Annotated in this window: 28 protein-coding genes; 5 read left to right on the forward strand and 23 right to left on the reverse strand. The window is 63.7% G+C overall.

Features of this window, described 5'->3' with window-relative positions; all coding sequences use genetic code 11:
- Positions 1 to 32: 32 nt before the first annotated feature.
- Entirely contained in the window at positions 33 to 947 is a 915-nt protein-coding gene (locus QC821_RS11640) for a LysR family transcriptional regulator (protein ID WP_309721373.1), read from the reverse strand.
- Between the two features lie 181 nt (positions 948 to 1,128).
- Here QC821_RS11640 and ppnN point away from each other — a divergent pair, with 181 nt between their 5' ends.
- On the forward strand, positions 1,129 to 2,493 hold the full coding sequence (ppnN, locus tag QC821_RS11645; RefSeq protein ID WP_309721376.1) for a nucleotide 5'-monophosphate nucleosidase PpnN: 1,365 nt from the start codon (positions 1,129 to 1,131) through the stop codon (positions 2,491 to 2,493).
- An 86-nt stretch (positions 2,494 to 2,579) separates the two neighbouring features.
- Here ppnN and QC821_RS11650 read toward each other — a convergent pair whose 3' ends face one another.
- The gene (locus QC821_RS11650; RefSeq protein ID WP_309721379.1) at positions 2,580 to 2,954 is read right to left on the reverse strand and encodes a hypothetical protein; all 375 of its coding nucleotides are present in this window, start codon (positions 2,952 to 2,954) and stop codon (positions 2,580 to 2,582) included.
- Entirely contained in the window at positions 2,954 to 3,418 is a 465-nt protein-coding gene (locus QC821_RS11655) for a flavodoxin domain-containing protein (RefSeq protein ID WP_309721381.1), read from the reverse strand. The genes QC821_RS11650 and QC821_RS11655 overlap by 1 nt, the downstream gene beginning before the upstream one ends.
- An 80-nt stretch (positions 3,419 to 3,498) precedes the next feature.
- Between QC821_RS11655 and QC821_RS11660 the strand changes: the two genes are divergently transcribed.
- Positions 3,499 to 3,708, forward strand: coding sequence for a DUF2788 domain-containing protein (locus QC821_RS11660; protein ID WP_191164459.1), 210 nt, complete (start codon positions 3,499 to 3,501; stop codon positions 3,706 to 3,708).
- Between the two features lie 46 nt (positions 3,709 to 3,754).
- On the opposite strand, the gene ihfA is transcribed toward QC821_RS11660, so the two are convergent.
- The 13 genes from ihfA to QC821_RS11725 all read right to left on the reverse strand — a co-directional run bounded on the left by ihfA (position 3,755) and on the right by QC821_RS11725 (position 15,925).
- Positions 3,755 to 4,060, reverse strand: coding sequence for an integration host factor subunit alpha (gene ihfA / locus QC821_RS11665; RefSeq protein WP_076748006.1), 306 nt, complete (start codon positions 4,058 to 4,060; stop codon positions 3,755 to 3,757).
- Between the two features lie 47 nt (positions 4,061 to 4,107).
- Positions 4,108 to 6,489 (reverse strand): phenylalanine--tRNA ligase subunit beta, encoded by a 2,382-nt coding sequence (pheT, locus tag QC821_RS11670; protein WP_309721387.1) that lies wholly within the window; start codon positions 6,487 to 6,489, stop codon positions 4,108 to 4,110.
- Positions 6,490 to 6,525: 36 nt separating this feature from the next.
- A complete protein-coding gene (pheS, locus tag QC821_RS11675; RefSeq protein WP_309721390.1) occupies positions 6,526 to 7,545 on the reverse strand; it encodes a phenylalanine--tRNA ligase subunit alpha in 1,020 nt (339 codons plus the stop codon).
- 152 nt (positions 7,546 to 7,697) lie between these two features.
- Positions 7,698 to 8,051, reverse strand: a complete 354-nt coding sequence (rplT, locus tag QC821_RS11680) for a 50S ribosomal protein L20 (RefSeq protein WP_095619159.1) — start codon at positions 8,049 to 8,051, stop codon at positions 7,698 to 7,700.
- A gap of 33 nt (positions 8,052 to 8,084) precedes the next feature.
- Positions 8,085 to 8,279, reverse strand: coding sequence for a 50S ribosomal protein L35 (gene rpmI, locus QC821_RS11685; protein ID WP_076748010.1), 195 nt, complete (start codon positions 8,277 to 8,279; stop codon positions 8,085 to 8,087).
- Positions 8,280 to 8,365: 86 nt separating this feature from the next.
- Positions 8,366 to 8,956 (reverse strand): translation initiation factor IF-3, encoded by a 591-nt coding sequence (gene infC / locus QC821_RS11690; protein WP_456064525.1) that lies wholly within the window; start codon positions 8,954 to 8,956, stop codon positions 8,366 to 8,368.
- Positions 8,957 to 10,855 (reverse strand): threonine--tRNA ligase, encoded by a 1,899-nt coding sequence (gene thrS / locus QC821_RS11695; RefSeq protein ID WP_309721397.1) that lies wholly within the window; start codon positions 10,853 to 10,855, stop codon positions 8,957 to 8,959.
- Positions 10,856 to 11,099: 244 nt separating this feature from the next.
- A complete protein-coding gene (locus QC821_RS11700) occupies positions 11,100 to 11,798 on the reverse strand; it encodes an OmpA family protein (RefSeq protein WP_309721400.1) in 699 nt (232 codons plus the stop codon).
- Positions 11,799 to 12,079: 281 nt separating this feature from the next.
- Complete coding sequence (locus tag QC821_RS11705; RefSeq protein ID WP_309721403.1) at positions 12,080 to 12,547, reverse strand: DUF2489 domain-containing protein; 468 nt, start codon at positions 12,545 to 12,547, stop codon at positions 12,080 to 12,082.
- Positions 12,548 to 12,642: 95 nt separating this feature from the next.
- Positions 12,643 to 13,575 (reverse strand): heme o synthase, encoded by a 933-nt coding sequence (gene cyoE, locus QC821_RS11710; protein WP_309721406.1) that lies wholly within the window; start codon positions 13,573 to 13,575, stop codon positions 12,643 to 12,645.
- On the reverse strand, positions 13,568 to 14,623 hold the full coding sequence (locus QC821_RS11715) for a COX15/CtaA family protein (RefSeq protein WP_309721409.1): 1,056 nt from the start codon (positions 14,621 to 14,623) through the stop codon (positions 13,568 to 13,570). The genes cyoE and QC821_RS11715 overlap by 8 nt, the downstream gene beginning before the upstream one ends.
- 25 nt (positions 14,624 to 14,648) lie before the next feature.
- On the reverse strand, positions 14,649 to 15,152 hold the full coding sequence (locus QC821_RS11720) for a hypothetical protein (RefSeq protein ID WP_309721412.1): 504 nt from the start codon (positions 15,150 to 15,152) through the stop codon (positions 14,649 to 14,651).
- A 20-nt stretch (positions 15,153 to 15,172) separates the two neighbouring features.
- Entirely contained in the window at positions 15,173 to 15,925 is a 753-nt protein-coding gene (locus tag QC821_RS11725) for an SURF1 family protein (protein ID WP_309721415.1), read from the reverse strand.
- 10 nt (positions 15,926 to 15,935) lie between these two features.
- On the opposite strand from QC821_RS11725, the gene QC821_RS11730 reads away from it, so the two are divergent.
- The gene (locus QC821_RS11730; protein WP_095619150.1) at positions 15,936 to 16,124 is read left to right on the forward strand and encodes a DUF2909 family protein; all 189 of its coding nucleotides are present in this window, start codon (positions 15,936 to 15,938) and stop codon (positions 16,122 to 16,124) included.
- Between the two features lie 65 nt (positions 16,125 to 16,189).
- Here the strand turns inward: QC821_RS11730 and QC821_RS11735 are convergent, their stop codons facing one another.
- The 5 genes from QC821_RS11735 to QC821_RS11755 form a co-directional block, all read right to left on the reverse strand.
- Complete coding sequence (locus QC821_RS11735; RefSeq protein WP_309721422.1) at positions 16,190 to 17,050, reverse strand: cytochrome c oxidase subunit 3; 861 nt, start codon at positions 17,048 to 17,050, stop codon at positions 16,190 to 16,192.
- Positions 17,047 to 17,613, reverse strand: coding sequence for a cytochrome c oxidase assembly protein (locus QC821_RS11740; protein WP_309721576.1), 567 nt, complete (start codon positions 17,611 to 17,613; stop codon positions 17,047 to 17,049). The genes QC821_RS11735 and QC821_RS11740 overlap by 4 nt, the downstream gene beginning before the upstream one ends.
- Before the next feature lie 54 nt (positions 17,614 to 17,667).
- A complete protein-coding gene (ctaD, locus tag QC821_RS11745) occupies positions 17,668 to 19,314 on the reverse strand; it encodes a cytochrome c oxidase subunit I (RefSeq protein ID WP_309721426.1) in 1,647 nt (548 codons plus the stop codon).
- Between the two features lie 52 nt (positions 19,315 to 19,366).
- Positions 19,367 to 20,482 (reverse strand): cytochrome c oxidase subunit II, encoded by a 1,116-nt coding sequence (coxB, locus tag QC821_RS11750; protein WP_422720107.1) that lies wholly within the window; start codon positions 20,480 to 20,482, stop codon positions 19,367 to 19,369.
- Positions 20,483 to 20,622: 140 nt separating this feature from the next.
- On the reverse strand, positions 20,623 to 20,796 hold the full coding sequence (locus tag QC821_RS11755; RefSeq protein WP_309721429.1) for a DUF2970 domain-containing protein: 174 nt from the start codon (positions 20,794 to 20,796) through the stop codon (positions 20,623 to 20,625).
- 137 nt (positions 20,797 to 20,933) lie between these two features.
- Between QC821_RS11755 and QC821_RS11760 the strand changes: the two genes are divergently transcribed.
- Entirely contained in the window at positions 20,934 to 21,281 is a 348-nt protein-coding gene (locus QC821_RS11760; RefSeq protein WP_309721432.1) for a hypothetical protein, read from the forward strand.
- Between the two features lie 8 nt (positions 21,282 to 21,289).
- Here QC821_RS11760 and QC821_RS11765 read toward each other — a convergent pair whose 3' ends face one another.
- Positions 21,290 to 22,018: an LrgB family protein gene (locus QC821_RS11765; RefSeq protein WP_309721434.1), complete on the reverse strand. Its 729-nt coding sequence runs from the start codon at positions 22,016 to 22,018 to the stop codon at positions 21,290 to 21,292.
- Positions 22,015 to 22,380, reverse strand: a complete 366-nt coding sequence (locus QC821_RS11770) for a CidA/LrgA family protein (protein ID WP_309721437.1) — start codon at positions 22,378 to 22,380, stop codon at positions 22,015 to 22,017. Before QC821_RS11770 ends, QC821_RS11765 begins: the two co-directional genes overlap by 4 nt.
- A gap of 150 nt (positions 22,381 to 22,530) precedes the next feature.
- Between QC821_RS11770 and QC821_RS11775 the strand changes: the two genes are divergently transcribed.
- Positions 22,531 to 22,686 carry a hypothetical protein gene (locus QC821_RS11775; RefSeq protein WP_309721439.1) on the forward strand — a complete coding sequence of 52 codons (156 nt, stop codon included), beginning with the start codon at positions 22,531 to 22,533 and terminating at the stop codon, positions 22,684 to 22,686.
- Positions 22,687 to 22,706: the final 20 nt, after the last annotated feature.

The raw sequence follows: 22,706 nt of genomic DNA on the forward strand, positions 1-22,706 counted from the left end.
GGCGCATGCGTTAGGACAGCGATCCGCAAGCGTCAGCCGAAGCTCGGCTCCTCGGCATAACCGTAGAGCGCCTGGCGACGCTGCTCGCGAAAATCCTCCAGTAGCCGCGCATAGCGCAGCGGCAGCTCCGAGCCGCTGGGCGTCACTACGTAGAGCGTTTCATGGACCGGCTGGTTGAGCGTCAACTCCTTGACTTGGCGCTGCCAGGGCGAGGTCTCCAGCACCAGCCGCGGCACCACCGTAAAGCCCAGCCCGCGGGCCACGGCATCGAGCACCATCGACAGCTCGTTGGTATACCCCTGCTGGGGAAAGCGGTTCATGCTGCGAAACTCACCGGGAAAATTGATCTTGAGCAGCTGGGTGGCATGCTGGGTAGCGTCGGCGTAGCTGATGAATCCCAGCCCCGTGAGGTCATTGAGGGTGGTGCCGGTGAAGTCCGCCGGGACCACCAGGCACAGCGGCTCCTGATGCCAGGGCTCGACGTGCAGGTCGGCGTGCTTGACCAGGTCGGTGACGATCCCCAGATCGTAGCGCCCGGCCAGCACGTCCTGGACGATGTCATCGTTGAAGGCAAAACGGTAGCTGACCGTGAGACCGGGATACATCTGCTGGTAGCTGAGCAGAAAGGGATACAGCATCAGCCCCACGCTACCCGGTGAGGCCAGGCGGCACTCGCCGGAATCCAGCGAGTCGTTATCCAGCGAGTGACGAAAATGCTCATGCTCGGCGAACAGCTTGATGGCGTACTCATAGGCACGGCGACCGCTGTCAGTAAGCGTGAAGCGGCGCCCGTGTCGATTGAGCAGCGGCTTGTCGAGATACTGCTCGAGCTTGCGGATGTGCTGGCTGACCCCCGGCTGGGTCATGTCCAGGCGCCGCGCCGTCTGCGTGAAGCTGCCGGTCTCCACCAGGGTAATGAAGGTGCGGAAATATTGGGCGTTGAACATGGGGCAGCGCAGCACTCACTGGCAGATGAAGAATCACTCAGCGCATGTTATCAGAACGCGTTGAGGACCGCAGCGCTGCGGCCGGCGCACAGGCCGTGGTAGCATTTCATGACAACCTGCCGGGGCCGCTGGCCACTGGCCACTGGCAGGGCTGCCTGAACGCAAGACAAGGATCGCCGCTATGCCAGAGACCATTTCCACCATCATCTCGCCGGAAGGCAGCCTCGAGGTGCTCTCTCAGCACGAGGTCAATCGCCTGCGCGACACCTCCCGCGCCGGCCTGCACGACCTGCTGCGCTGCTGCGCCCTGGCGGTGCTCAACTGCGGCAACGTCACCGACGACGGCCGCGCCGTGATGGAAACCTACCACGATTTCGACATCGAAGTGCTGCAGCAGGATCGCGGCATTCGCCTCAAGCTGACCAACGCCCCCATCGACGCCTTCGTCGACGGCAAGATGATCCGCGGCATCCGCGAGCTGCTCTCCTCGGTGCTGCGCGATATCGTCTACGTCTATAACGAGATCCAGACCCAGCAGCGCTTCGACCTCTCCACCGGCGAGGGCACCACCAATGCGGTGTTCCATATCCTGCGCAAGGCCGGCGCCCTCAAGCCGGGCCGCGACCCGGGGCTGGTGGTGTGCTGGGGGGGCCACTCGATCTCGCGGGAGGAGTACGAGTACACCAAGGACGTCGGCTACCATATCGGCTTGCGCGACATGGATATCTGCACCGGCTGCGGCCCGGGCGCCATGAAGGGCCCGATGAAGGGCGCCAATGTCGCCCACGCCAAGCAGCGCCGCAGCCTGGGCCGCTACCTGGGGATCTCCGAGCCGGGCATCATTGCCGCCGAATCGCCTAACCCGATCGTCAACGAGCTGGTGATCATGCCCGACATCGAGAAGCGCCTCGAGGCCTTCGTGCGGGTCGGCCACGGCATCATCGTGTTCCCCGGCGGGGTCGGCACCGCCGAGGAGATCCTCTACCTGCTGGGTATCCTGCTGCACCCGGAGAACCGCGACATGCCCTACCCGGTGATCTTCACCGGTCCGGCCAGCGCCGCCGACTACTTCAAGCGCATCGACGAGTTTCTTGCCTACACCCTGGGCGAGGAAGCCCGCGCGCGCTACAAGATCATCATCGACGACCCGGCCGGGGTGGCGCGCGCCATGCGCGACGGCATCAGTGACGTCGCCGACTTCCGTCGCCATCAGCAGGATGCCTTCTACTACAACTGGCGCCTGAATATCGCCCGCGACTTCCAGGCACCCTTCGAGGCGACCCATGAGGCGATGGCCGGCCTGGCCCTGCACCACCAGCAGCCAACCCACGAGCTGGCCGCCAACCTGCGCCGCGCCTTTTCGGGTATCGTCGCCGGCAACGTCAAGGAGCCCGGTATCCGCGCCATCGAGGCCCACGGCCCCTTCACGCTGCACGCCGAGCCGGAGCTGATGCGCCACCTCGACGCCCTGCTCACCTCCTTCGTCGCCCAGGGGCGCATGAAACTCCCCGGCACCGCCTATGTGCCGTGCTACCAGCTTGCCTGACCCTAGCCACCCATGGCTTCGCCCCCGGCACGGCCGGGGGCACAACAGCAAGGTTCGGGGATGGCGCTCGGATGCGAGACGCTAACTCAGGCAGGCCCGGCGTGATCGCGACGCCACCACAGGCTGAGTACATGCATCAGCAGGCCTGCCGTGGTGCCGTGGGAGAGCAGCACCTGCCAGCCGGTCAGGTTGGCAGCCAACGCATACCAGCCGGCCATCAGCGCCAACCCTGCCAGCAGGCAGAACCCCAGCCGCCGAAGCAGGCTCGGCACACGGCGCCGCGCCGCGTTATCGAGCAGCCGCCAGTGCAGCAGCGTCACCGCCACGACCACCGCACAGGCCATCAGCATCAGTGACAGCCGCGTCTCATGGCCACCGTCCAGGTAGCGCGGCAAGGTCGCCAGCATCACCACCAGCACCCCCAGCAGCGCGGTCAGCCGTTCAGCGCTCGGCCCGCCCATCATGCCACCTGCAGGCCGTGCTCGGCGATCCACGCCTCGGCCCACGGCAGCGCCGCATCGTCGGCCATGAAGGTCTCCATGGCGTCGACCTCGAGTCGCTCGCCGACGCGCTGGGCGCCAAGGTCGGCGAGCAGCGCATCCAACGCACGTCCGGCGCCACAGAAGGTATCGCCGTAGGAGCTGTCGCCCAGCGCTATCAGGCCGTAGCGCAGTTCGCCTAGCGCTGGACTCTGGTCGATCAGGGCGCGGGTGAACGGCACCAGGTTACCCGGATAGTCGCCGCTGCCGGTGGTCGAGACGCAGAACAGCGCCAGCGTCGGCGGCTCGGCGAGCAGATCGTCGAGGCTCGGCTGTTCGAAGATATCGACCCGATAGCCGGCCTCCTCGAACAGTGGTTTTATCTGCTCGGCGACATCCAGCGCCCCGCCGTACATGGTGCCGACAAAGATCTTCAATATGGCCATGAGAGCTCTTTGCTTGAGAAATTTGGTCGGATATTACCACAAGCGTATAATGGCATGCCATTCAATGACATGGAGCAAGCATGCAGGAGATCTTCGAGGCCTGGGTAACGCCTGTGATGATCGGCGGGCTGATTCTTTTCATGAGCTTCATCATCTGGGATCTGGCGCGCAAGTCCCAGGCCGGCAAGTTCGGCACCATCATGCTGTTCATCGTGCTCGGGGCCGGCATGCTTGGCTATGTGATCAAGGTCGTGATCACCTACCTGATGGAGAGCGGCGCGGGAGGATGACCCATACGCCAACGGCGCCCCAGGGGCGCCGTTGGCGTGAATGCGTCTAGATCATCGAGACGCCGTCGAAGTCCTCGACCCGGCTCTTGAGCTTCTGGCCGGGACGGAAGGTCACCACCCGCCGCGCCGAGATCGGAATCTCCTCCCCGGTCTTGGGATTACGCCCCGGTCGCTCACGCTTGTCGCGCAGATCGAAGTTGCCGAACCCCGACAGCTTGACCTGCTCGTTCTCACGCAGGCAACCGCGGATCTCCTCGAAGAACGCCTCCACCATGGTCTTGGCTTCGCGCTTGGAGAGTCCCAACTCGACGTGCAGGTGTTCGGCAAGTTCCGCCTTGGTCAACGCGCCCATATCATTCCCTCGCTGGATAGCGGCACCGTCCCTGGCGCCGGAGACGCTCAGCCTCTCAGCTCGGCGCCATGACGCTGACGGGACTCGGTGACGATTGCATCGACTAACTGATTGATTTCATCGTCATTCAGCGTGCGCGAAGGATGCTGCCAGGTCAAGCCCAAGGCGAGGCTCTTGCGCCCTTCCGGCACACCCTGGCCAAGATAGACGTCGAATAGCTTGAGTTCGGTGAGCCACTCGCCGGCCTGTTCGCGCAGGCAGTCGAGCAGCGCCTGCAGCGGCAGGTCCTCATCGACCAGCAGCGCCAGGTCGCGACGCACCTCGGGATAGCGCGACAGCGCGCTGAAGCTCGGCAGCACGCCCTCGGTCAGTGCATCCTGGCGCACCTCGAAGAGCAGCGCATCGACCTTGAGGCCCAGCTGGGCACGCACCGCCGGATGCAGGGTACCGATCCAGCCCACCGCCTCGCCGCGATGGAGTACCTGGGCGGTCTGCCCGGGATGCAGCGCGCTGTGCTCGGCCGGTTCGAAGCGCCAGGCGGCGGCATCGCCGCCCAGTGCGATCAGGCTCTCCAGATCGCCCTTGAGGTCATAGAAATCGACCTTGTCGCGCCCCCCGGCCCAGCCCTCGGGCTCACGCGATCCACACACCAGCGCGCCGACCATCGGCACTTGCTCGAGGTCGTCGAGCTCACCGCGGAAGACCAGGCCGGTCTCGAACAGCCGCACGCGCTGCTGCTGACGGTTGAGGTTATGCTGCAGCGCCTTGATCAGTCCCGGGAACAGGCTATAGCGCATCACCGCCATGTCGCTGGAGATCGGGTTGGCCAGCCGCGGCGAGCGCGCCCCGGGATGCAGCGCCTGCTGCAGTTCCGGCGCCACGAAGCTGTAGCTGATCGCCTCCTGGTAGCCGCGCGCCACCAGCTGCCGGCGCAGCCTGGCCAGCGGCTGACGCACCTCGTGGTCGGCGCGCAGGCCAAGGCGCGCCACAGGGCGCCGCACCGGCAGGCGGTTGTAGCCGTGTATGCGTGCCAGCTCCTCGATCAGGTCCTCTTCGATGGCGATATCGAAGCGCCAGCTCGGCACCCGCGCCGACCAGCCGTCGACCTGGGTCTCGACCTGCATGCCCAGGCGCTCGAGAATCTCGACCACCTCGTCGCCTGCCAGGCGCTTGCCGAGTGCCTGTTCGAGGCGCTCGGCGCGCAGCGCCACCTGCCGCTCGCCAGGCAGGTGTGCAGCGCTTGCCACCTCGACCAGCGGCCCCGCCTCGCCGCCAACGATCTCCAGCAGCAACTGCGTGGCACGCTCGGCGGCGCGCGCCGTCAATGCAGGATCGACACCGCGCTCGAAACGGTGCGAGGCGTCGGTATGCAGCCCGTAGGAGCGCGCCTGGCCGGCCACCGCCAGCTGGCTGAAGAACGCCGACTCGAGAAAGATATCGCGGGTCGCGGCACTCACGCCGGACAGCTCGCCGCCCATCACCCCGGCAATCGCCAGCGCACCCTTGGCATCGGCGATCACCAAGGTGTCGTCGCGCAGCGCTATGTCCTGGCCGTCGAGCAGCGTCAGTCGCTCGCCGGGGCGCGCCCGGCGCACCTCGATGCGCGCGTCGAGGTTGGCCAGATCGAAGGCGTGTAGCGGCTGGCCGAGCTCGAGCATCACGTAGTTGGTGACGTCGACCACCGGATCGATGCTGCGCACGCCGCTGCGCCGTAGCCGCTCGACCATCCACAGCGGCGTCTCGGCGCTCACGTCGACGCCCTTGATGACCCGACCGAGGTAGCGCGGACAGCGCTCGGCGTCGGCCACCTCGATGGCAAACCCTTGATCATGGCTCGCCGGCACCGCCTCCAGCGCAGGACCATCGAGCGCTAGCCGGTTGAGCACGCCGACCTCGCGCGCCATGCCCAGCACGCTCAAGCAGTCGCCGCGATTGGGCGTCAGGTCGACCTCGATGGTGCTGTCGTCGAGGCCCATCCACAGCCGCAGATCGTCGCCCACCGGCGCGCTCGCCGGCAGCTCCAGAATCCCCGCCGAGGTGTCCTCCTCGAGCCCCAGCTCGGAGGCCGAGCAGATCATGCCGCGGGATTCGACGCCGCGCAGCTTGGCGGGCTTGATGGTGAAGTCACCGGGCAGAACGGCGCCGACGCGGGCAAAGGGCACCTTCTGCCCCACTTCCACGTTGGGCGCGCCGCACACCACCTGCAGCGACTCGCCGCTGCCGTCATCGACCTGGCAGACATTGAGCTTGTCGGCATCCGGATGTGGCGTCTTGGCCACCACTTCGGCAATGACCACCGCATTGAAGTCACCGGCCACCCGCTCGATGGCGTCGACCTCGAGACCGGCCATGGTGATCTGGTCGGCCAGCGCCTGGGTCGCCAGCTGCGGCGATACCCATTCACGCAGCCACTGTTCGGAAAATTTCATGACAATCCTGTCTCCTCAAAGCGAGCGTGATGGCGGTCAACCGAACTGGCGCAGGAAGCGCAGGTCGTTGTCGAAGAACAAGCGCAGATCGTTGACACCGTAGCGCAGCATGGCCAGACGCTCGGCGCCCATGCCGAAGGCAAAACCGGTGTAGCGCTCGCTGTCGATACCCGAGTGCTGGAACACCGCCGGGTGCACCATGCCGCAGCCCATCACCTCGAGCCAGCCGCTGTGGGAGCAGACCCGACAACCGGCGCCGCTGCACATCACGCACTGGATATCGACCTCGGCAGATGGCTCGGTAAACGGGAAGTAGGACGGCCGGAAGCGCACCGACAGGTCGTCGCGCTCGAAGAAGGCGTGCAGGAAGTCCTCGATGGTGCCCTTGAGGTCGGCGAAGCTGACGCCCTCATCGACCAGCAAGCCCTCCACCTGGTGAAACATCGGGGTATGGGTCAGGTCGGAATCGCTGCGGTAGACCCGCCCCGGGCAGACGATACGGATCGGCGGCTGCTCGGCCTTCATGGTGCGCACCTGCACCGGTGAAGTGTGGGTGCGCAGCAGGCGGGTGGCATCGAAATAGAAGGTATCCGCCATGCCCCGCGCCGGGTGCTCGGCGGGAATATTCAGCGCTTCGAAGTTGTGATAATCATCTTCGATCTCCGGGCCCACCGCCACGTCGAAGCCGATCCGCGTGAACAGCCCCTCGATGCGTTCGAGGGTGCGCGTGACCGGGTGCAGACCGCCGCTCTCCTGTCCGCGGCCGGGCAGGGTCACGTCGAGGCGCTCCGCCGCCAGGCGCGCATTCAGGGCGGCCTGCTGCAGCGCCTGGCGGCGCGCCTCGAGCTCACCGCCGAGCAGCTGCTTGGCTTCGTTGATGCGCTCACCGGCCGCCGGACGCTGCTCGGCCGGCAGCTTGCCCAGGCCCTTGAGCAGCGCGGTAATCTCGCCCTTCTTGCCAAGATAGCGAACCCGCACGTCATCCAGTGCCGCGATGTCATCGGCGGCGTCGATGGCCTGGCGAGCCTCGGCGACCAATGTGGGAAGATGGTCCATCCGTCAAGCTCCGAATCTCGTCGGCCGCGCCATGCGGCCGACACTGGGTCACAAAAAAACAGGGGAAGAGCGGCGGCTCTTCCCCTGCGACGTTACGGCATGCGTGGTAGCGAGGCAGTGTTAACCGCCGTCGGCCACCGCTGCACCGTCACTTACTGAGCAGCCTTGGCCTTCTCGACGATGGCGGCAAAGGCAGCTTTCTCGTGCACGGCGAGATCGGCCAGGACCTTGCGGTCGATCTCGATGCCGGCCTTCTTGAGGCCGTCGATGAAGCGGCTGTAGGACAGGCCGTTGATGCGAGCCGCGGCGTTGATACGCGCGATCCACAGGGCACGGAACTGACGCTTGCGCTGACGGCGGTCGCGATAGGCATACTGGCCAGCCTTGATCACGGCCTGCTTGGCAACGCGGAACACCCGCGAACGAGCACCGTAGTAGCCCTTGGCCTGCTTCAGTACTTTCTTGTGACGGCGACGAGCAACGACGCCACGCTTGACACGAGTCATAGCATTCTCCTGACGTTAAAGTGGATCAACCGGTTACAGGTTCGGCAGCATGCGCTGGACGAGGGCCTTGTCGGCGTCGTGAATCTGCTTCATCCCGCGCAGATGACGCTTCCGCTTGGTCGACTTCTTGGTCAGGATGTGGCTACGGAAGGACTGCTTGTGCTTGAAGCCATTGGCAGTCTTCTTGAAGCGCTTGGCGGCGCCACTGTTGGTCTTGATTTTCGGCATGAGAATTACTCCGCTCGATGTTTTTCAGAAAACCCAAGGCCGGTAGCCCGCCCGAGCGGCGAACTACCCGTTGACTTGCCTTCGGATCACTTCTTCTTGGGGGCAAGGATCATGATCATCTGGCGACCTTCCATCTTGGGGAAGGACTCCACATTGGCCAGATCCTCGAGATCCGCAGCAACCCGCTCCATCAGCTTGCGCCCGATGTCCTGGTGTGCCATCTCGCGGCCACGAAACCGCAGCGTGACCTTGCCCTTGTCGCCACCTTCGAGGAAGCGAATCAGGTTCTTCAACTTGACCTGGTAGTCGCCCTCGTCGGTGCCAGGCCGGAATTTGACTTCCTTTACCTGGATCTGCTTGGTCTTCTTCTTCTGAGCAGCCTTCTGCTTCTTCTGCTCGAAGACGAATTTGCCGTAATCCATGATCTTGCAGACGATCGGATCGGCGTTGGAAATCTGCACGAGGTCCATACCGGCGGCTTCGGCACGCTCCAGCGCGTCGCTGGTGGGCACGACACCCAACTGCTCGCCGTCGCTGTCGATCAGGCGAACCTGATCTTCGGTAATTCGCTCGTTCATCGGGGGGCGCTTGTCCTGAACACGCCCTCTTGGGTTGCTTCGCTTGATCGCTACATCTCCGTGTTGGTTGACGTTGCCGTGGCCCGGGGCAGCCGGCAATCAGATTCCCTCGGCCACCAGCCGGGCAATGAGATCATCGACCCTGAGGGTGCCGAGGTCTTCACCGCTGCGGGTACGTACGGCCACGGCGTCAGACTCGACTTCCTTATCTCCCACCACCAGGAGATAGGGAACCTTCTGCAACGTATGTTCCCGGATTTTAAAGCCGATCTTCTCGTTCCTCAAGTCCGCCTTGACGCGAAGGCCAATTTTCTGCAAACGCTGCTCGAGATTGACGACAAAATCGCGCTGGGCGTCGGTGATATTGAGAATCACCGCCTGCTGTGGAGCGAGCCACAGCGGCATGGCGCCAGCATAGTGCTCGATGAGAATCCCCAGGAAGCGCTCGAAGGAGCCAAGAATCGCACGATGCAGCATTACCGGCGTCTTGCGTGCGCCATCTTCGTCGACGAACTGGGCACCCAGACGGCCGGGAAGATTGAAGTCGAGCTGCAGGGTACCACACTGCCAGACCCGATTGAGACAGTCGCGCAGTGCGAACTCGATCTTGGGCCCGTAGAAGGCGCCCTCGCCCGGCTGCAGTTCCCACTCGAGGCCGGTAGCGTCGAGCGCCGCCTCCAGCCCCGCCTCGGCGCGATCCCATAGCGCCGCCTCGCCGAGAAAGTCCTCGGGGCGCGTCGAGAGCTTGAGCTCCACGTCGTCGAAGCCAAGCTCCTTGTAGACTTCCAGCGTCAATCGGATGAAGGCCTCGGCTTCGGCCTGGATCTGCTTCTCGCTGCAGAAGATATGCGCGTCATCCTGGGTAAAGCCACGCACCCGCATCAAGCCGTGCAGCGAGCCAGAGGGCTCATTGCGGTGGCAGCTGCCAAACTCGGCGAGGCGCAGCGGCAGGTCACGGTAGCTCTTGAGTCCCTGATTGAAGACCTGCACGTGGCACGGGCAGTTCATCGGCTTGACCGCGTACTCGCGCTTCTCCGACTCGGTGGTGAACATCAGCTCACTGTAGTGCCCCCAGTGGCCCGACTTCTTCCACAGCGCCAGATCGACTATTTGAGGCGTCTTGATCTCCTGGTAGCCATGGGCGACCTGCACCCGGCGCATGTACTGTTCGAGCGCCTGGTACATGGTCCAGCCGTTGGGATGCCAGAACACCATTCCCGGGGCCTCTTCCTGGAGGTGGAAGAGGTCCATCTTCTTGGCCAGCTTGCGGTGATCGCGCTTCTCGGCCTCCTCGAGACGCTTGAGGTAAGCCTTGAGCTGCTTCTTGTCGGGCCAGGCGGTGCCGTAGATACGCGTCAGCATCGGCTTGGAGGCGTCACCGCGCCAGTAGGCGCCGGCCAGCTTGGTCAGCTTGAACGCCTTGAGATGACGGGTATTGGGCACGTGAGGCCCACGACACATGTCGACGTATTCCTGGTGGTGATAGAGGCGGATGGTCTCGCCCTCGGAGATCTCCCTCACGATCTCCTGCTTGTAGGTCTCGTCGCGATGCAGGAACGCCAGCATCGCGGCGTCGCGGTCGACGTACTCGCGAATGACATCATACTCCTCGTCGATCAACTGCTTCATGCGCGTCTCGATGGCCGCCAGGTCATCCGGCGTCACCGAGCGACCGAAGTCGACGTCATAGTAGAAGCCATCCTCGATCACCGGACCAATGGCCATCTTGGCCTCGGGGTAGAGCTGCTTGACGGCGTGCCCGATCAAATGAGCGCAGGAGTGGCGAATGACCTCGAGGCCTTCTTCATCACGCGCAGTGAGAATGGCAACCGTGGCGTCGCGATCAATGAGGTCGGCGGCATCGACCGGCACCCCGTCGATCTTGCCGGCCACGCAGGCCTTGGCCAAGCCGGGACCGATCGATTCGGCCAGCTGCATCACGGTAAGCGGTTCGTCGAAGGTTCTCTGGCTGCCATCCGGCAGGGTCACGATGGGCATTGCGGCAATTCCTTGGGCGCAGTGGTGATCCATACCAGGGATCACGTGTCGCAAACAGGTGAGTGTCAAAACGTACGGTCAGGCATGCTGAAAAAACAGCAGCCTACGATACCAGATGGCACCCCCAGCGCGCCATGCCGGGCATCTATCCACGCCCTGGACGCAACGAGGGAGTGCCAATGGCACTCCCTCGTCAAGTGAGCGGCGAAAGCCGCTCAGGCATCGTGCGCCGTAGCGCTATGCCTTACTGGCGGTCGATTTCGACGCGACGGTTCTGAGCACGACCTTCATCGGTGTCGTTGCTAGCCACCGGACGCGCCTCACCGAAGCCACGGGTGCGCATGCGGTTCTCGTCGATGCCCTGCGAGACCAGGTAGGCACGCACGGAGTCGGCACGACGCTGAGACAGCCCTTCGTTGTACTGCGGGTTGCCGACGGAGTCGGTATGGCCGTCGATGTTGACACGCAGCTCGGGGTTCTCGCGCAGACGATGTGCCACTTCGTCCAGCGTCATGCTGGCCTCAGGGCGCAGTTCGGAGGAATCGAACGCGAAGGTCACTTCGCTGCTCAGCACCACCGGCTCGAACTCGGGCTCCGGCTCGGGCTCCGGCTCGGGCATCGGCTCGGGTTCCGGCTGGGGCTGCGGCTCGGGAGTACGATCGGCGCACAGCAGTGCACCAGCAGCAGCACCCACACCAAAGCCCATGGCAGCACCTTGATCTTCGTCTGAGCTGCCCGAGGTCGCATAGCCGATGCTGCCGCCAATCAGGCCACCAGCAACGCCACATACGGCCGGATGCTGATACCAGGCGCGGTCAGCTGAAGAAGAGGAGGCCGACATCTGGGCAGATGTCTGACCGCCTGTCGGTCCTGAGGTGGCACAGCCGGCAAGGCCAAGCACCAGCGCGGAACCGATCAGCAAGCCAGTCGTTGATTTTTTCATGTAAGACTCCTTCTTAACACAGCGCTAGTCGTAACACTTGAGTTACACCGCGTATCCAGGTAAACCGTCGAGCTAGCTCGAATTTTTCGACCTACTCAAGGTAAAAGAAAGCACATTTGCAACATTTCGGCTAGTGCTCATGTGCTAATGCGCATGATCTCATGCCCTTGCATCGAGCACCAGTCATCAACGCAAACGGCTGAAATCTTTGCAGCCGTGGTTGAAAACTATACCAAAAAGCGATTTTGTACAAGAAAATGGGCACATCGGATCGGCGTGACTCAGTGCAGCCCTTCGGGCCAGCGCTGCTTGAGGCTCTCCACTTCGCGCGCTGCGTCCAGCAGCGCCGGCCGATTGGCATCCTCCACCGCCAACCGCTGGCGGTCCTCATCCATGCGCTGGCGAGGCGTCAGCGCGTTGCGTGACGAGTGGGTACTCAAGTGCTGAGTTTCGGCATGCACGCTGGCAAACACCCGAAACGCCTCGCGCTCGACCAGCGCCGGGTCGATGATCTCCAGCAGCACCTTGCAACGCAGGGCACCCTCCACCAGGTCGACCTGCTCGGCACGCATGGCGGCGGCAATCGCCCCCAGGCTGTCCAGGCAGTTCTGGTGGGCACGACGTATCTCTTCCTGGCGAAACGCCTCACGCCGCCGCACCTCACGCCATAGGGTGACGGCATAGGCACCAAGCCCGGCGACAATGACTGCAGCCAGGGCCGCAAGACTCCAGAACAAGGTAGCGCTCATAACTCTCGACTCGGGTTGGGAATGGGGACTGAATGCCTGCACCATACGCAGCCGCTGACGATCCAGCAAGTGAGCCCGAGCGCCTGTAGCGGTACTCACATGACCCAGTTGACGGCGTAGTGATCGAACAGCAGCACGCCGAATACTCCCAGGATATAGCGAATCGAAAACCAGAAGGCGTTGATCGGCGCCTGCTCGTCATGCCCCCGCCACACCTTCCAGTTCCAGAACATGAAACGCACGTTGAGGGCCGTGACCCCGACCAGATAGAGCATGCCGCTCATGCCGATCACGAACGGCATCAGCGTCACCGCCACAGTCAGCCAGCCATACAGCCACACCTGCAGTCGAGTGAAGGCGTCACCGTGGGTCACCGGCAGCATCGGCACCCCCGCCTTGGCGTACTCGTCGCGCTTATGAATGGCCAATGCCCAGAAGTGCGGCGGCGTCCAGGCAAACACGATCAACAGCAGCAGCAGCGGCTCGGCGCCGAGCTGACCAGTGACCGCGGTCCAGCCCAGCAGCGGCGGCGCGGCGCCGGCAACACCGCCGATCACGATGTTCTGCGGCGTGGCACGCTTGAGAAAGGCCGTGTAAATCAACGCGTAGCCAACCAGCGACGCCAGCGTCAGCCACGCCGTGAGCGCGTTGACCTGCCACAGCAGCAGCGCAAAGCCAACCACCGACAAGCCCGTGGCCCACAGCAGGGCGTAGTGGGTTGGCAGACGCTGAGTGGCCAGCGGACGCCGTGAGGTACGCACCATCATGGCGTCGAGGCGACGATCCAATACATGGTTGTAGGCTGCTGCCCCGCCGGCACACAGGGCGATCCCGACGAGACCGTAGACCACGCTGGCCAGCGGCGGTATGCCGGGGGTCGCCAGCGCCATGCCGACCAGTGCACAGGCCAGCATCACGATCACCACTCGCGGCTTGCACAGGGTGATCAGGTCGCGCCACTGCCAGGTCACGGCCGCCATGCTCTCGTCAGCCAGCAACTCCCCCTGCTCGATCGTGGCATTACGCATGCGCCCACTCCTTACCGTTTTCCACTTGCTTGTTTCCCGACTCGTGGGAGCGCGTCAGGCTCGCCTGCCAGTAGGCGAGCGTCAACACCACTATTAATAGTACGGCGCCTGCGGTATGCACAAGCGCCAGGCTGAGCGGCAGCCACAGCAATACATTGGCAATGCCCAGCGCCACCTGCAGCACGTAGCTGCCGAGAATGCCCAGCATCCACGGCCGCATCCCGGGCCGCGACCAGTGTGCCACGGCTAGCAGCAGCAACCCTACCCCCAGCGCCAGCGCCCCCAGGCGATGGCCGTAGTGGATAGCCGCTCGCGCGTCGGCGTGCAGTTGGCCATGCAGATAGTTTGGCCCCACGGTCTGGGTGAGATGAAAACCGTCGCTCCAGTCCATTTCCGGCCACCACTCGCCGTTACAGGTCGGAAAGCCCTGGCAGGAGATCCCGGCGTAGTTGCTCGAGGTCCAGCCCCCCAGCGCCAGTTGCCCCACCAGCAGGGCAGCCACCAGCGCCCATAGCGGTGACATGCGTCGCTTGACCCGTGGCTGACGCACATCCTCGACGCTGGCTTGACGCAGGCGCAGATGCAGCCATAGAAACAGCAGCATCACCGTCAGCCCGCCGAGCAGATGCAGGGTGACCACCTGTGGCCATAGCTTGAGCGTCACGGTGAAGGCGCCAAAGGCGCCCTGCACGATGATCACCGCCAGCAGCGCAAGCGTCAGCCGCCAGGGAAACCCTGCCAGCCGACGCAGCGGCACTGCCAGCGCCACCAGCGCCAGCACCAGCAGGCCGAGCGCCGAGGCGATATAGCGATGCACCATCTCCACCCATGCCTTGAAGGTCTCGAGCGGGGCATCCGGAGAGTGCAGCGAGGCGGTATCGGCATCGGGCACCACCAACCGGCCATAGCATCCTGGCCAATCCGGGCAACCCAGTCCGGCATCGACCAGCCGCGTCCACACTCCAACCAGGATCACCAGCGTGGTGAACACCACGCCCATCAGGCTCAGGCGTCGTAGCAACCTGAGCCGCGCCTGCTGTTTCTCCATCGCGCCATCCATCACCTTGTCGCCCTCACGTATCGCTCTGCGCGGTTGCCGGATCACTGTTCATACGCAGCAGATGATTGATATCCGCCAGTACGTCCTGCGGGTCGACCCCCGCCGAATAGCTCAACACCGCCTGCCCCTGGGGATCGAGCAGCCACAGCTGGCCGCCATCGCGCCAACCGGGGGGCTCCTGCCACTCACCCAGCACTTCGCCAGGCAGAGCCGACTCGGCCGGGCCAAGGCGCAGCCGCGTGACGCGTGGCGCCTCGCGCCCCAGCGCACGGTGCAGGCGCCACCACTGGTCGGCATCGGCTTCACAGCCCCCGACACAGTCGAAGGCCAGCACCCAATCACCGTGATCGATGGCCGGGCGCGGCTCAACCAGCGGCCAATCGGCAAGCCGCGGCACATCGGGATTGAGCTCCCCATGCGCGGTGCGTTCATCGGGAATTCCGATACGAAACTCGACCATCACCCAGGCGCTGACCAGCGGCACGGCAAACAGCATGATCAAGGCCAGCAGTTTCATTCGTTGTCTGTTCAGTGGGCTCATGGTTCCCGCTCTCGCACTATCGGTTTCGAGGCGTCGCGGGATTCACGCAGATCGCGTCCCAGACGCCGCCCCCCTATCAGCATTACCGCAAGCGCCGCCAATGCCAACCCCCACCATTGGACGGCGTAGCCGGTATGGCGGCTGGGCGGCATCACGCTGGGTTGCCACCAGGGCGTAAACAGCCCCGGCCCCTGACCCATGTGCACCCAGCCAGGATGCGCAAAATCGCCCAGCGCAGCCTGCCACGGCTGTAGTGCCAGGCGCTGCAGCCGCCGCCCCTCCTGGTTGGGGCCGAACAGCAGCGCGGTCTCGGCGGCCGGCTGCCACTGCCCGCTCAATGTCACCGTTCCCTCTGGCGTATCGATCTCGGGATCGATCCGGCTTCCTGCGGTGGGCACGAAACCGCGCTGGATCAGCCACAGCCGACCGTCATCGCCACGCAGCGGGGTAAGCGCCGCCACCCCCACCTGCCCGTCGACCACCCGGTTGTCGAGGAAGTAGCTCTGGTCGGCGAGGAACTCTCCGCGCAGGGTGATGCGTGACCCTTCCGGCGGGGTCTCCTCGGGGGCCACCAACTGCGGCGCATCGGCCAGGCGCTGCAAATAGTCGCGCTTGTCGGCGGCGCGCTCCCACTGCCACATGCCAAGGCCGATACCGAGGGCGACCAGCAGGCTCCAGGCCAGCCACCACCACCATAAGCGCTTGACATGTTGCACCGGCTTGCTTGAACTGGGCGTCTGATGACTCACGGAGTATCCCATGCTGAAAGCGTTGATCGCCCTGACATTTCTTACCATGCTCGCCAGTCTGGCGGCGGGTGCCGGTTTCCTGCTGCGCGACCACGGCAGTTCACGACGACTATTAACGTCGCTGAAGCTGCGCGTCTCGATGGCCGGCCTGTTGATCGTACTACTCGGCTACGGTTTTTACATCGGCGACCTGGCCTGAGGGTCGCCCTATCACGCGAAGGCCCGGCAGCAAGTGCCGGGCCCGGTGACAGCTCAGCGCACGTCTCAGAACACGTAGACGAACAGGAACAGACCGATCCACACCACGTCGACGAAGTGCCAGTACCAGCACGATGCCTCGAAGCCGAAATGATCGTGACCGCCAAAGTGGCCGCGCTGGATCCTCACGAACATCACCGCCAGGATGGTAACACCGATTATCACGTGCAAGCCGTGGAAGCCCGTCAGCATGAAGAAGGTGGCACCGTAGATACCTGCCTGAAGGGTGATGCCGTAGTGGGTCACCGCCTGATAGTACTCGACGCCCTGGATCACGACGAACACGAAACCCAGCAGCAGCGTGGCGATCAGCCAGTTGCGACAGGCTGCGCGATTACCCTCCTTGAGCCCCTCGTGGGCGATGGTCAGGGTAATGCTCGATGCCACCAGGATCAGGGTGTTGACCAGCGGCAGCTGCCACGGATTCATCACCTCGCGCGGACCGCTGACGCTGGGATCCGGCGGGCTCATCAACGGCCAGGTCGCCGAGAAATCGGGCCACAGCAGTGCTGCCACGCCCTTGGCTCCTTCACCGTCGAGCCACGGCAACGCAAACACACGAATATAGAACAGCGCACCGAAGAACGCGGCGAAGAACATCACTTCAGAGAAGATGAACCACCCCATGCCCTGGCGAAAGGAGCGGTCCATCTGGGCGTCATAGAGCCCCTGCCGCGACTCCATCACGACATCACGGAACCACAGCGCCATGACTGTCAGCACGCCGATCAGGCCCAGCGACATGACGATGGTGCCGTTGCCGTGCACCAGCGACATGCCGGCGCCGATCATCATCACCCCAAGCGCTAGCGAGCCCAGCACCGGCCACTTGCTGGTTGCGGGTACGTAGTAACTGCCACCACTCATGCATCACCTCCTGGTGCCGGCGCTGCCTGCGCCTGTAATTGTGCTTTGTCCTCGTCCACGGGGTACAGCGTATAGACCAGCGTCACGGTATTGACGTCTTCCGGCAAGTCGCGGGTCAGCTGAAACACCAGCGGCAGCTCGATACGCTCGCCGGCCTCGAGGCGCTGCTCCTCGAAACAGAAACAGTTCACCTTGCGCAGATGTCGCGAAGCCCGCGACGGCGAGACGCTGGGCACCGCACGTCCCGACTGAGCGACCGCGCTCTGGTTGGTGAAGACGAAGTCGATTTCGGTGGGCTGTCCAGGATTGACCCGCACCTGACGCTGCTCGACATCGAGTATCCACGGCAAGCCCGACCCCGAGCGGGTAATGAACTGTACTGTCACCCAGCGTGACTGGTCGACCTCCTCGCTGACCAGTGACTGGGCGCGCTCGTCGACCTTGCCGTTGAGCCCGGTGACGCGACAGAAGACGTCATAGAGCGGCACCAGCGCAAAGGCGAAGGCAAACATCCCGATCAACACCAGGACACTGCGGAATACCGTACGTTGAACTGGATTCATCATGCCGACTCTCCTTATGCCTGCCGGTATGGCAACCGGCAGGCGTCAAGGCGTTTAGTGCTGTACCGGCTTGAAGTCCGGCGGCGTTTCGAAGGTGTGCAGCGGCGCCGGACTGGGCACGGTCCACTCGAGGTCTTCCGCACCATCCCATGCCTTGGCAGGCGCTTTGACGCCCCCGCGCACGCACTTGATGATCACCCACACGAAGATCAGCTGGGAGAAACCGAACAGGAAGGCGCCCAGGCTGGAGACCAGATTGAAGTCGGCAAACTGCAGGGCGTAGTCGGGAATCCGGCGCGGCATCCCGGCCAGCCCCGAGAAGTGCATCGGGAAGAAGGTCAGGTTGACGCCGATCACCGACAGCCAGAAGTGCCACTTGCCGAGGATTTCACTGGGATAGTGGCCCGTCCACTTGGGCAGCCAGAAATAGACCGCCGCCATGATCGAGAACACCGCCCCCGGCACCAGCACGTAGTGGAAGTGCGCCACCACGAAGTAGGTATCGTGATACTGGAAGTCCGCCGGGGCGATGGCCAGCATCAGCCCGGAGAAGCCACCGATAGTGAACAGCACCACGAAGGCCAGCGCAAACAGCATCGGCACCTCGAAGGTGATCGAGCCGCGGAACAGCGTGGTGATCCAGTTGAACACCTTCACCCCGGTGGGCACCGCGATCAGCATGGTGGTGTACATGAAGAACAGCTCGGCGGCCAACGGCAGCCCCACCACGAACATGTGGTGCGCCCAGACCAGGAACGACAGCACCGCGATGGACGCCGTGGCGTAGACCATCGAGGCGTAGCCGAACAGCCGCTTGCGAGCGAAGCAGGGAATGATCGCCGAGACGATACCAAAGGCCGGCAGGATCATGATGTAGACCTCGGGATGCCCGAAGAACCAGAACAGGTGCTGGAACAGGACCGGGTCGCCGCCACCTGCCGCGTCGAAGAAGCTGGTACCGAAGTTGATGTCCATCAACATCATGGTGATCACCCCGGCCAGTACCGGCATCACCGCGATCAGCAGGAAGGCGGTGATCAGCCAGGTCCATACGAACAGCGGCATGTCCATCATGCGCATGCCCGGTGCACGCATGTTGAGGATGGTGGCGACGATGTTGATGGCGCCCAGGATCGAACTGACCCCGGCAATGTGCAGCGACAGGATGAAGAAGGTGGTCGACGGCGGCGCGTAGGTGGTGGAGAGCGGCGCGTAGAAGGTCCAGCCGAAGTTGGGACCGCCACCAGGCATCAGCAGCGTCGACAGCAGCAGGATGAAGGCCACCGGCAGCAGCCAGAAGCTGAAGTTATTGAGGCGCGGCAGGGCCATGTCCGGCGCACCGATCTGCAGCGGAATCATCCAGTTGGCCAGCCCGGTAAAGGCCGGCATGACCGCCGCAAAGACCATGATCAGGCCGTGCATGGTGGTCATCTGGTTGAAGAACTCGGGATTGACCAGGTTCAGCCCCGGCTGGAACAGCTCGGCGCGCACCACCAGTGCGAAGATCCCGCCGATGAAGAACATGATCAACGAGAAAATCAGGTAGAGGCTACCGATCTCCTTGTGATTGGTGGTCAGCAGCCAGCGCATGATGCCGCGCGGCTGGGGGTGATGGTCATGATCGTCGTGCACCTGACCGCCGGCCGCGGCGGTCGTGCTCGAGTGTTGCAAACTGTGATGGGGCGGCAATTTGGGAGCCATCGCACATCTCCGATATCGTTGTCTGGTGGCAGAGAGACGTTAGGGTGATCGTCTATTCGAGTAGCTCGACGATCTCCGCGGGCTGCACCGCATCGCCGGTGTCGTTGCCCCAGGCATTGCGGCTGTAGGTCACCACCGCAGCCAGCTCAACCGGGTTGAGGTTGCTACGGAATGCCGGCATCGCCGTGCCCGACACACCGTTGAGCACCACATCGATATGCCAGTCGACGTCATCGATAAGCTCCTGGTTGCCGGCCAGCGCCGGGAAGGCGGGCGGCGAGCCGCTGCCGTCGGCCTGGTGACAGGACGCACAGATCGAACCGTAGACCTGCTCACCGCGCTCCATCAGCTCGGCCATTTCCCATTCGCGGTCGACGCCCATGGCCTCGGCTTCGGCGGCCTCTTTGCGCTCGGCAAGCCAGTCGTCGAAGTCGTCCTCTTCCATGGCGTGCACCACGATCGGCATGAAACCGTGATCCATGCCGCACAGCTCGGCGCACTGGCCGCGGTAGATGCCCGGCTCGTTGATACGCACCCAGTTCTCGTTGATGAAGCCGGGAATGGTGTCCTGCTTGACGGCGAAATCGGGCACCCACCAGGAATGGATAACGTCATCAGCGGTCAGCAGGAAGCGCACCTTGCGGTTGATCGGCAGCACCAGCGGTTCATCGACCTCGAGCAGATAGTGCTCGCCGCGATCCTCCTCGCCGCTGATCTGAGCGCGCGGCGTACTCATGTTGGAGTTGAAGGCAACATCCTCACCGAGATACTCATAGCGCCAGCGCCACTGCTGGCCGGTAATCATCACGTCGAGCTCGGCATCCGAGGTGTCGTACATCTTCTGCAGCGTGGCGGTGGCCGGTACGGCCATGCCCACCAGAATCAGCAGCGGCACTGCCGTCCAGATCACCTCGACGGTGGTGTTCTCGTGAAAGTGCGACGATTTGGCACCCTTGGAGCGACGGAACTTAAACAGCGAATAGAACATCACACCGAACACCACCACACCGATCACCACACAGATCCAGAAGATCGTCATGTGCAGCGAATAGATCTCGGCGCTCAGATCGGTCACCCCGACGGGCATGTTCCAGCCATTGGCCTGAGCCAGCGATGCGCCCCCCAAGAGCGATCCCCCACCCGTCATCAATGCGAGCAACTTGCGCATTGGCTCCTCCTCAACTTGTTTTTGCTCATACCGGCGGCGCAACCGACGTGCAATATTAGGTGTGTCTTGTCGCGATATAGAAGAGCATCTGCCGTCGAAAGGCAACCCCCGCCCCTCAACGCAGGCAGCGGCGGACGACCTCAGCCGGCGAGGTAGATGGCGAGTGCCGCGATCACCACCACGAACACCACCCCCATCAGCAACCCCACCAGAATAAAGGCTCCCGGCTTGCCGTGCTCGAAATCGTGCTGGCGCTGGCGCTCTTTCTGGACGCCGAAAAACGCTGCCAGCACCGATTTTATGACCCCCCACATAGCCTCTCCTCACGACTAAAGTTCGATGCCGAATTTGACCCACATCAGCAAAATGGCGCATCGCAGCATTCGCCACTCGTCGCCTCCCCACGGCAGACTATACTGCTCGGGATACCCCATGCTACCGGGAGGCCGGCATGACACCGACGACCAAGCACTCATCTTCAGCCACTGCGCCGCTGACTCAGCTATGGCTAGAACAGTGGCAGGCTACCAACGCCCCAGCGGCTCGCGTGCAGCTCCAGTGGCTCAAGGCCATGAACCAGATCATCGAGAGCGAAGCGACCTTTATGCTCGCCTGCCTCAACGCCAACCTGCGTATCGGCGAATGCATGCTCGACCCCGACCGACTGCGCAGCGACACCGCACTGAACGATTGCTATGAGGAGATCATGAACGAGGTGGCCGAGGCCAGCCTGGCGCGTCTCGACAAGGTCACCGAGCTCTCCCACGAGTTCCGCCGACAGCTCTGGGAAGAGCTGTGAGGCCGCGTTCACAATCCTGACAGCGTGGTCATCAGGGGCAGCAGGAAAGCCGTCAGCAGCCCCGTCAGCGCCATGGCAAGGCCTGCGAAGGCACCTGCCATGGCGCCGATCGAGGCAAAGCAGTGGGCGGTGCCAAAACCGTGCGCGGCGAGCCCCATGGTAAAGCCCTGCACGCTGGGATCCGTGATCCGCATCAGACGCAAGATCCACGGCCCCAGTGCACAGCCCACCGACCCCGTCAGCAGCACCAGCCCCGCCGCCAGCGACGGAATACCGCCGACCTGTTCGGCAATCCCCATGGCAATCGGCGACGTCACCGAGCGTGGTGCCAGGCTCAGCAATGTCTCCGGCGCCGCCCCCATCAATGCTGCCAGGCCGATGGTCGACCCCACCGCGGTGACGATACCCGCGCAGCAGGCGAGCAGGATAGGCACCAGCATTGCGCGCACTCGCTCGAGGTGATCGTACAGCGGGATCGCCAGCGCCACCGTGGCTGGTCCCAGCAGAAAATGTATGAACTGGGCGCCTTCGAAGTAGGTCGGGTAGTCGATCCCGGCAAGCAGCAGGAAACCGATCAACAGCACGATACTGAGAATCACCGGGTGCAGCAGCGGCGTCCCGCCCATCTTGCGATTGAGCCAGCTGGCGGCGATAAAGGCCACCAGCGTAGCCAGCAGCGACACCAGGGGATGGCCGGAGAGGTAGACCCACAGCTGATCGAGGGCGACGATATTCATGTGCCAGTGCCGCGACGCAGCCGGCGCTGGTTGAGCCAGCTCATGACCTTGGCCGTCACCGCCAGGGTCAGCGCCGTGGACACCACCAGCGTTACGCCGATCACCCACAGGTCAGCCATGATCAGCTGTGCATGCACCATCATCCCTACCCCGGCGGGCACGAACAGCAGCGTCAAATAGCGCAGCAATCCTTCGCCACTGTGACGCAGCGCCGTCGGCACACGACCGTGGATCATCAGCGCCAGCAGCAGCACCAGCATGCCCAGCACCGGACCAGGGACAGGAACCGCCAGGCCTCTGGCCAGCAGCTCGCCAATGAACTGGCAGCCCAGCAGCAGACTCATTCCCACGATCAACGGCATGGCAGCCCTCCCGGAGCTGGCGCGATAATGACTGGCGGCGATATCACTGCATCCATCGAACAATGGTAATGCAAGTGCGCGACGTGCAACATGCAGCATAGGCGCCGCAGCGCGCCACGCCCATCACGCACCGCCAACCGAGGAGACACGATGACCGTCAAGACGACACGCTGGGTAATATTGGTGATTGGCACCCTACTCGGGGTGTACGGCTGGGCCACCTACAACCCGGTAGCCTTCGTCGGCCTGGCGCTGATGGTGCTGGCCGCAGCGCTGTACTTGACCCGCCACCGCGGGCCACGCTGACATATCGCACAACGAAAAAC

Source organism: Franzmannia qiaohouensis, from assembly GCF_031451695.1.
Classification (GTDB): Bacteria; Pseudomonadota; Gammaproteobacteria; order Pseudomonadales; family Halomonadaceae; genus Franzmannia; species Franzmannia qiaohouensis.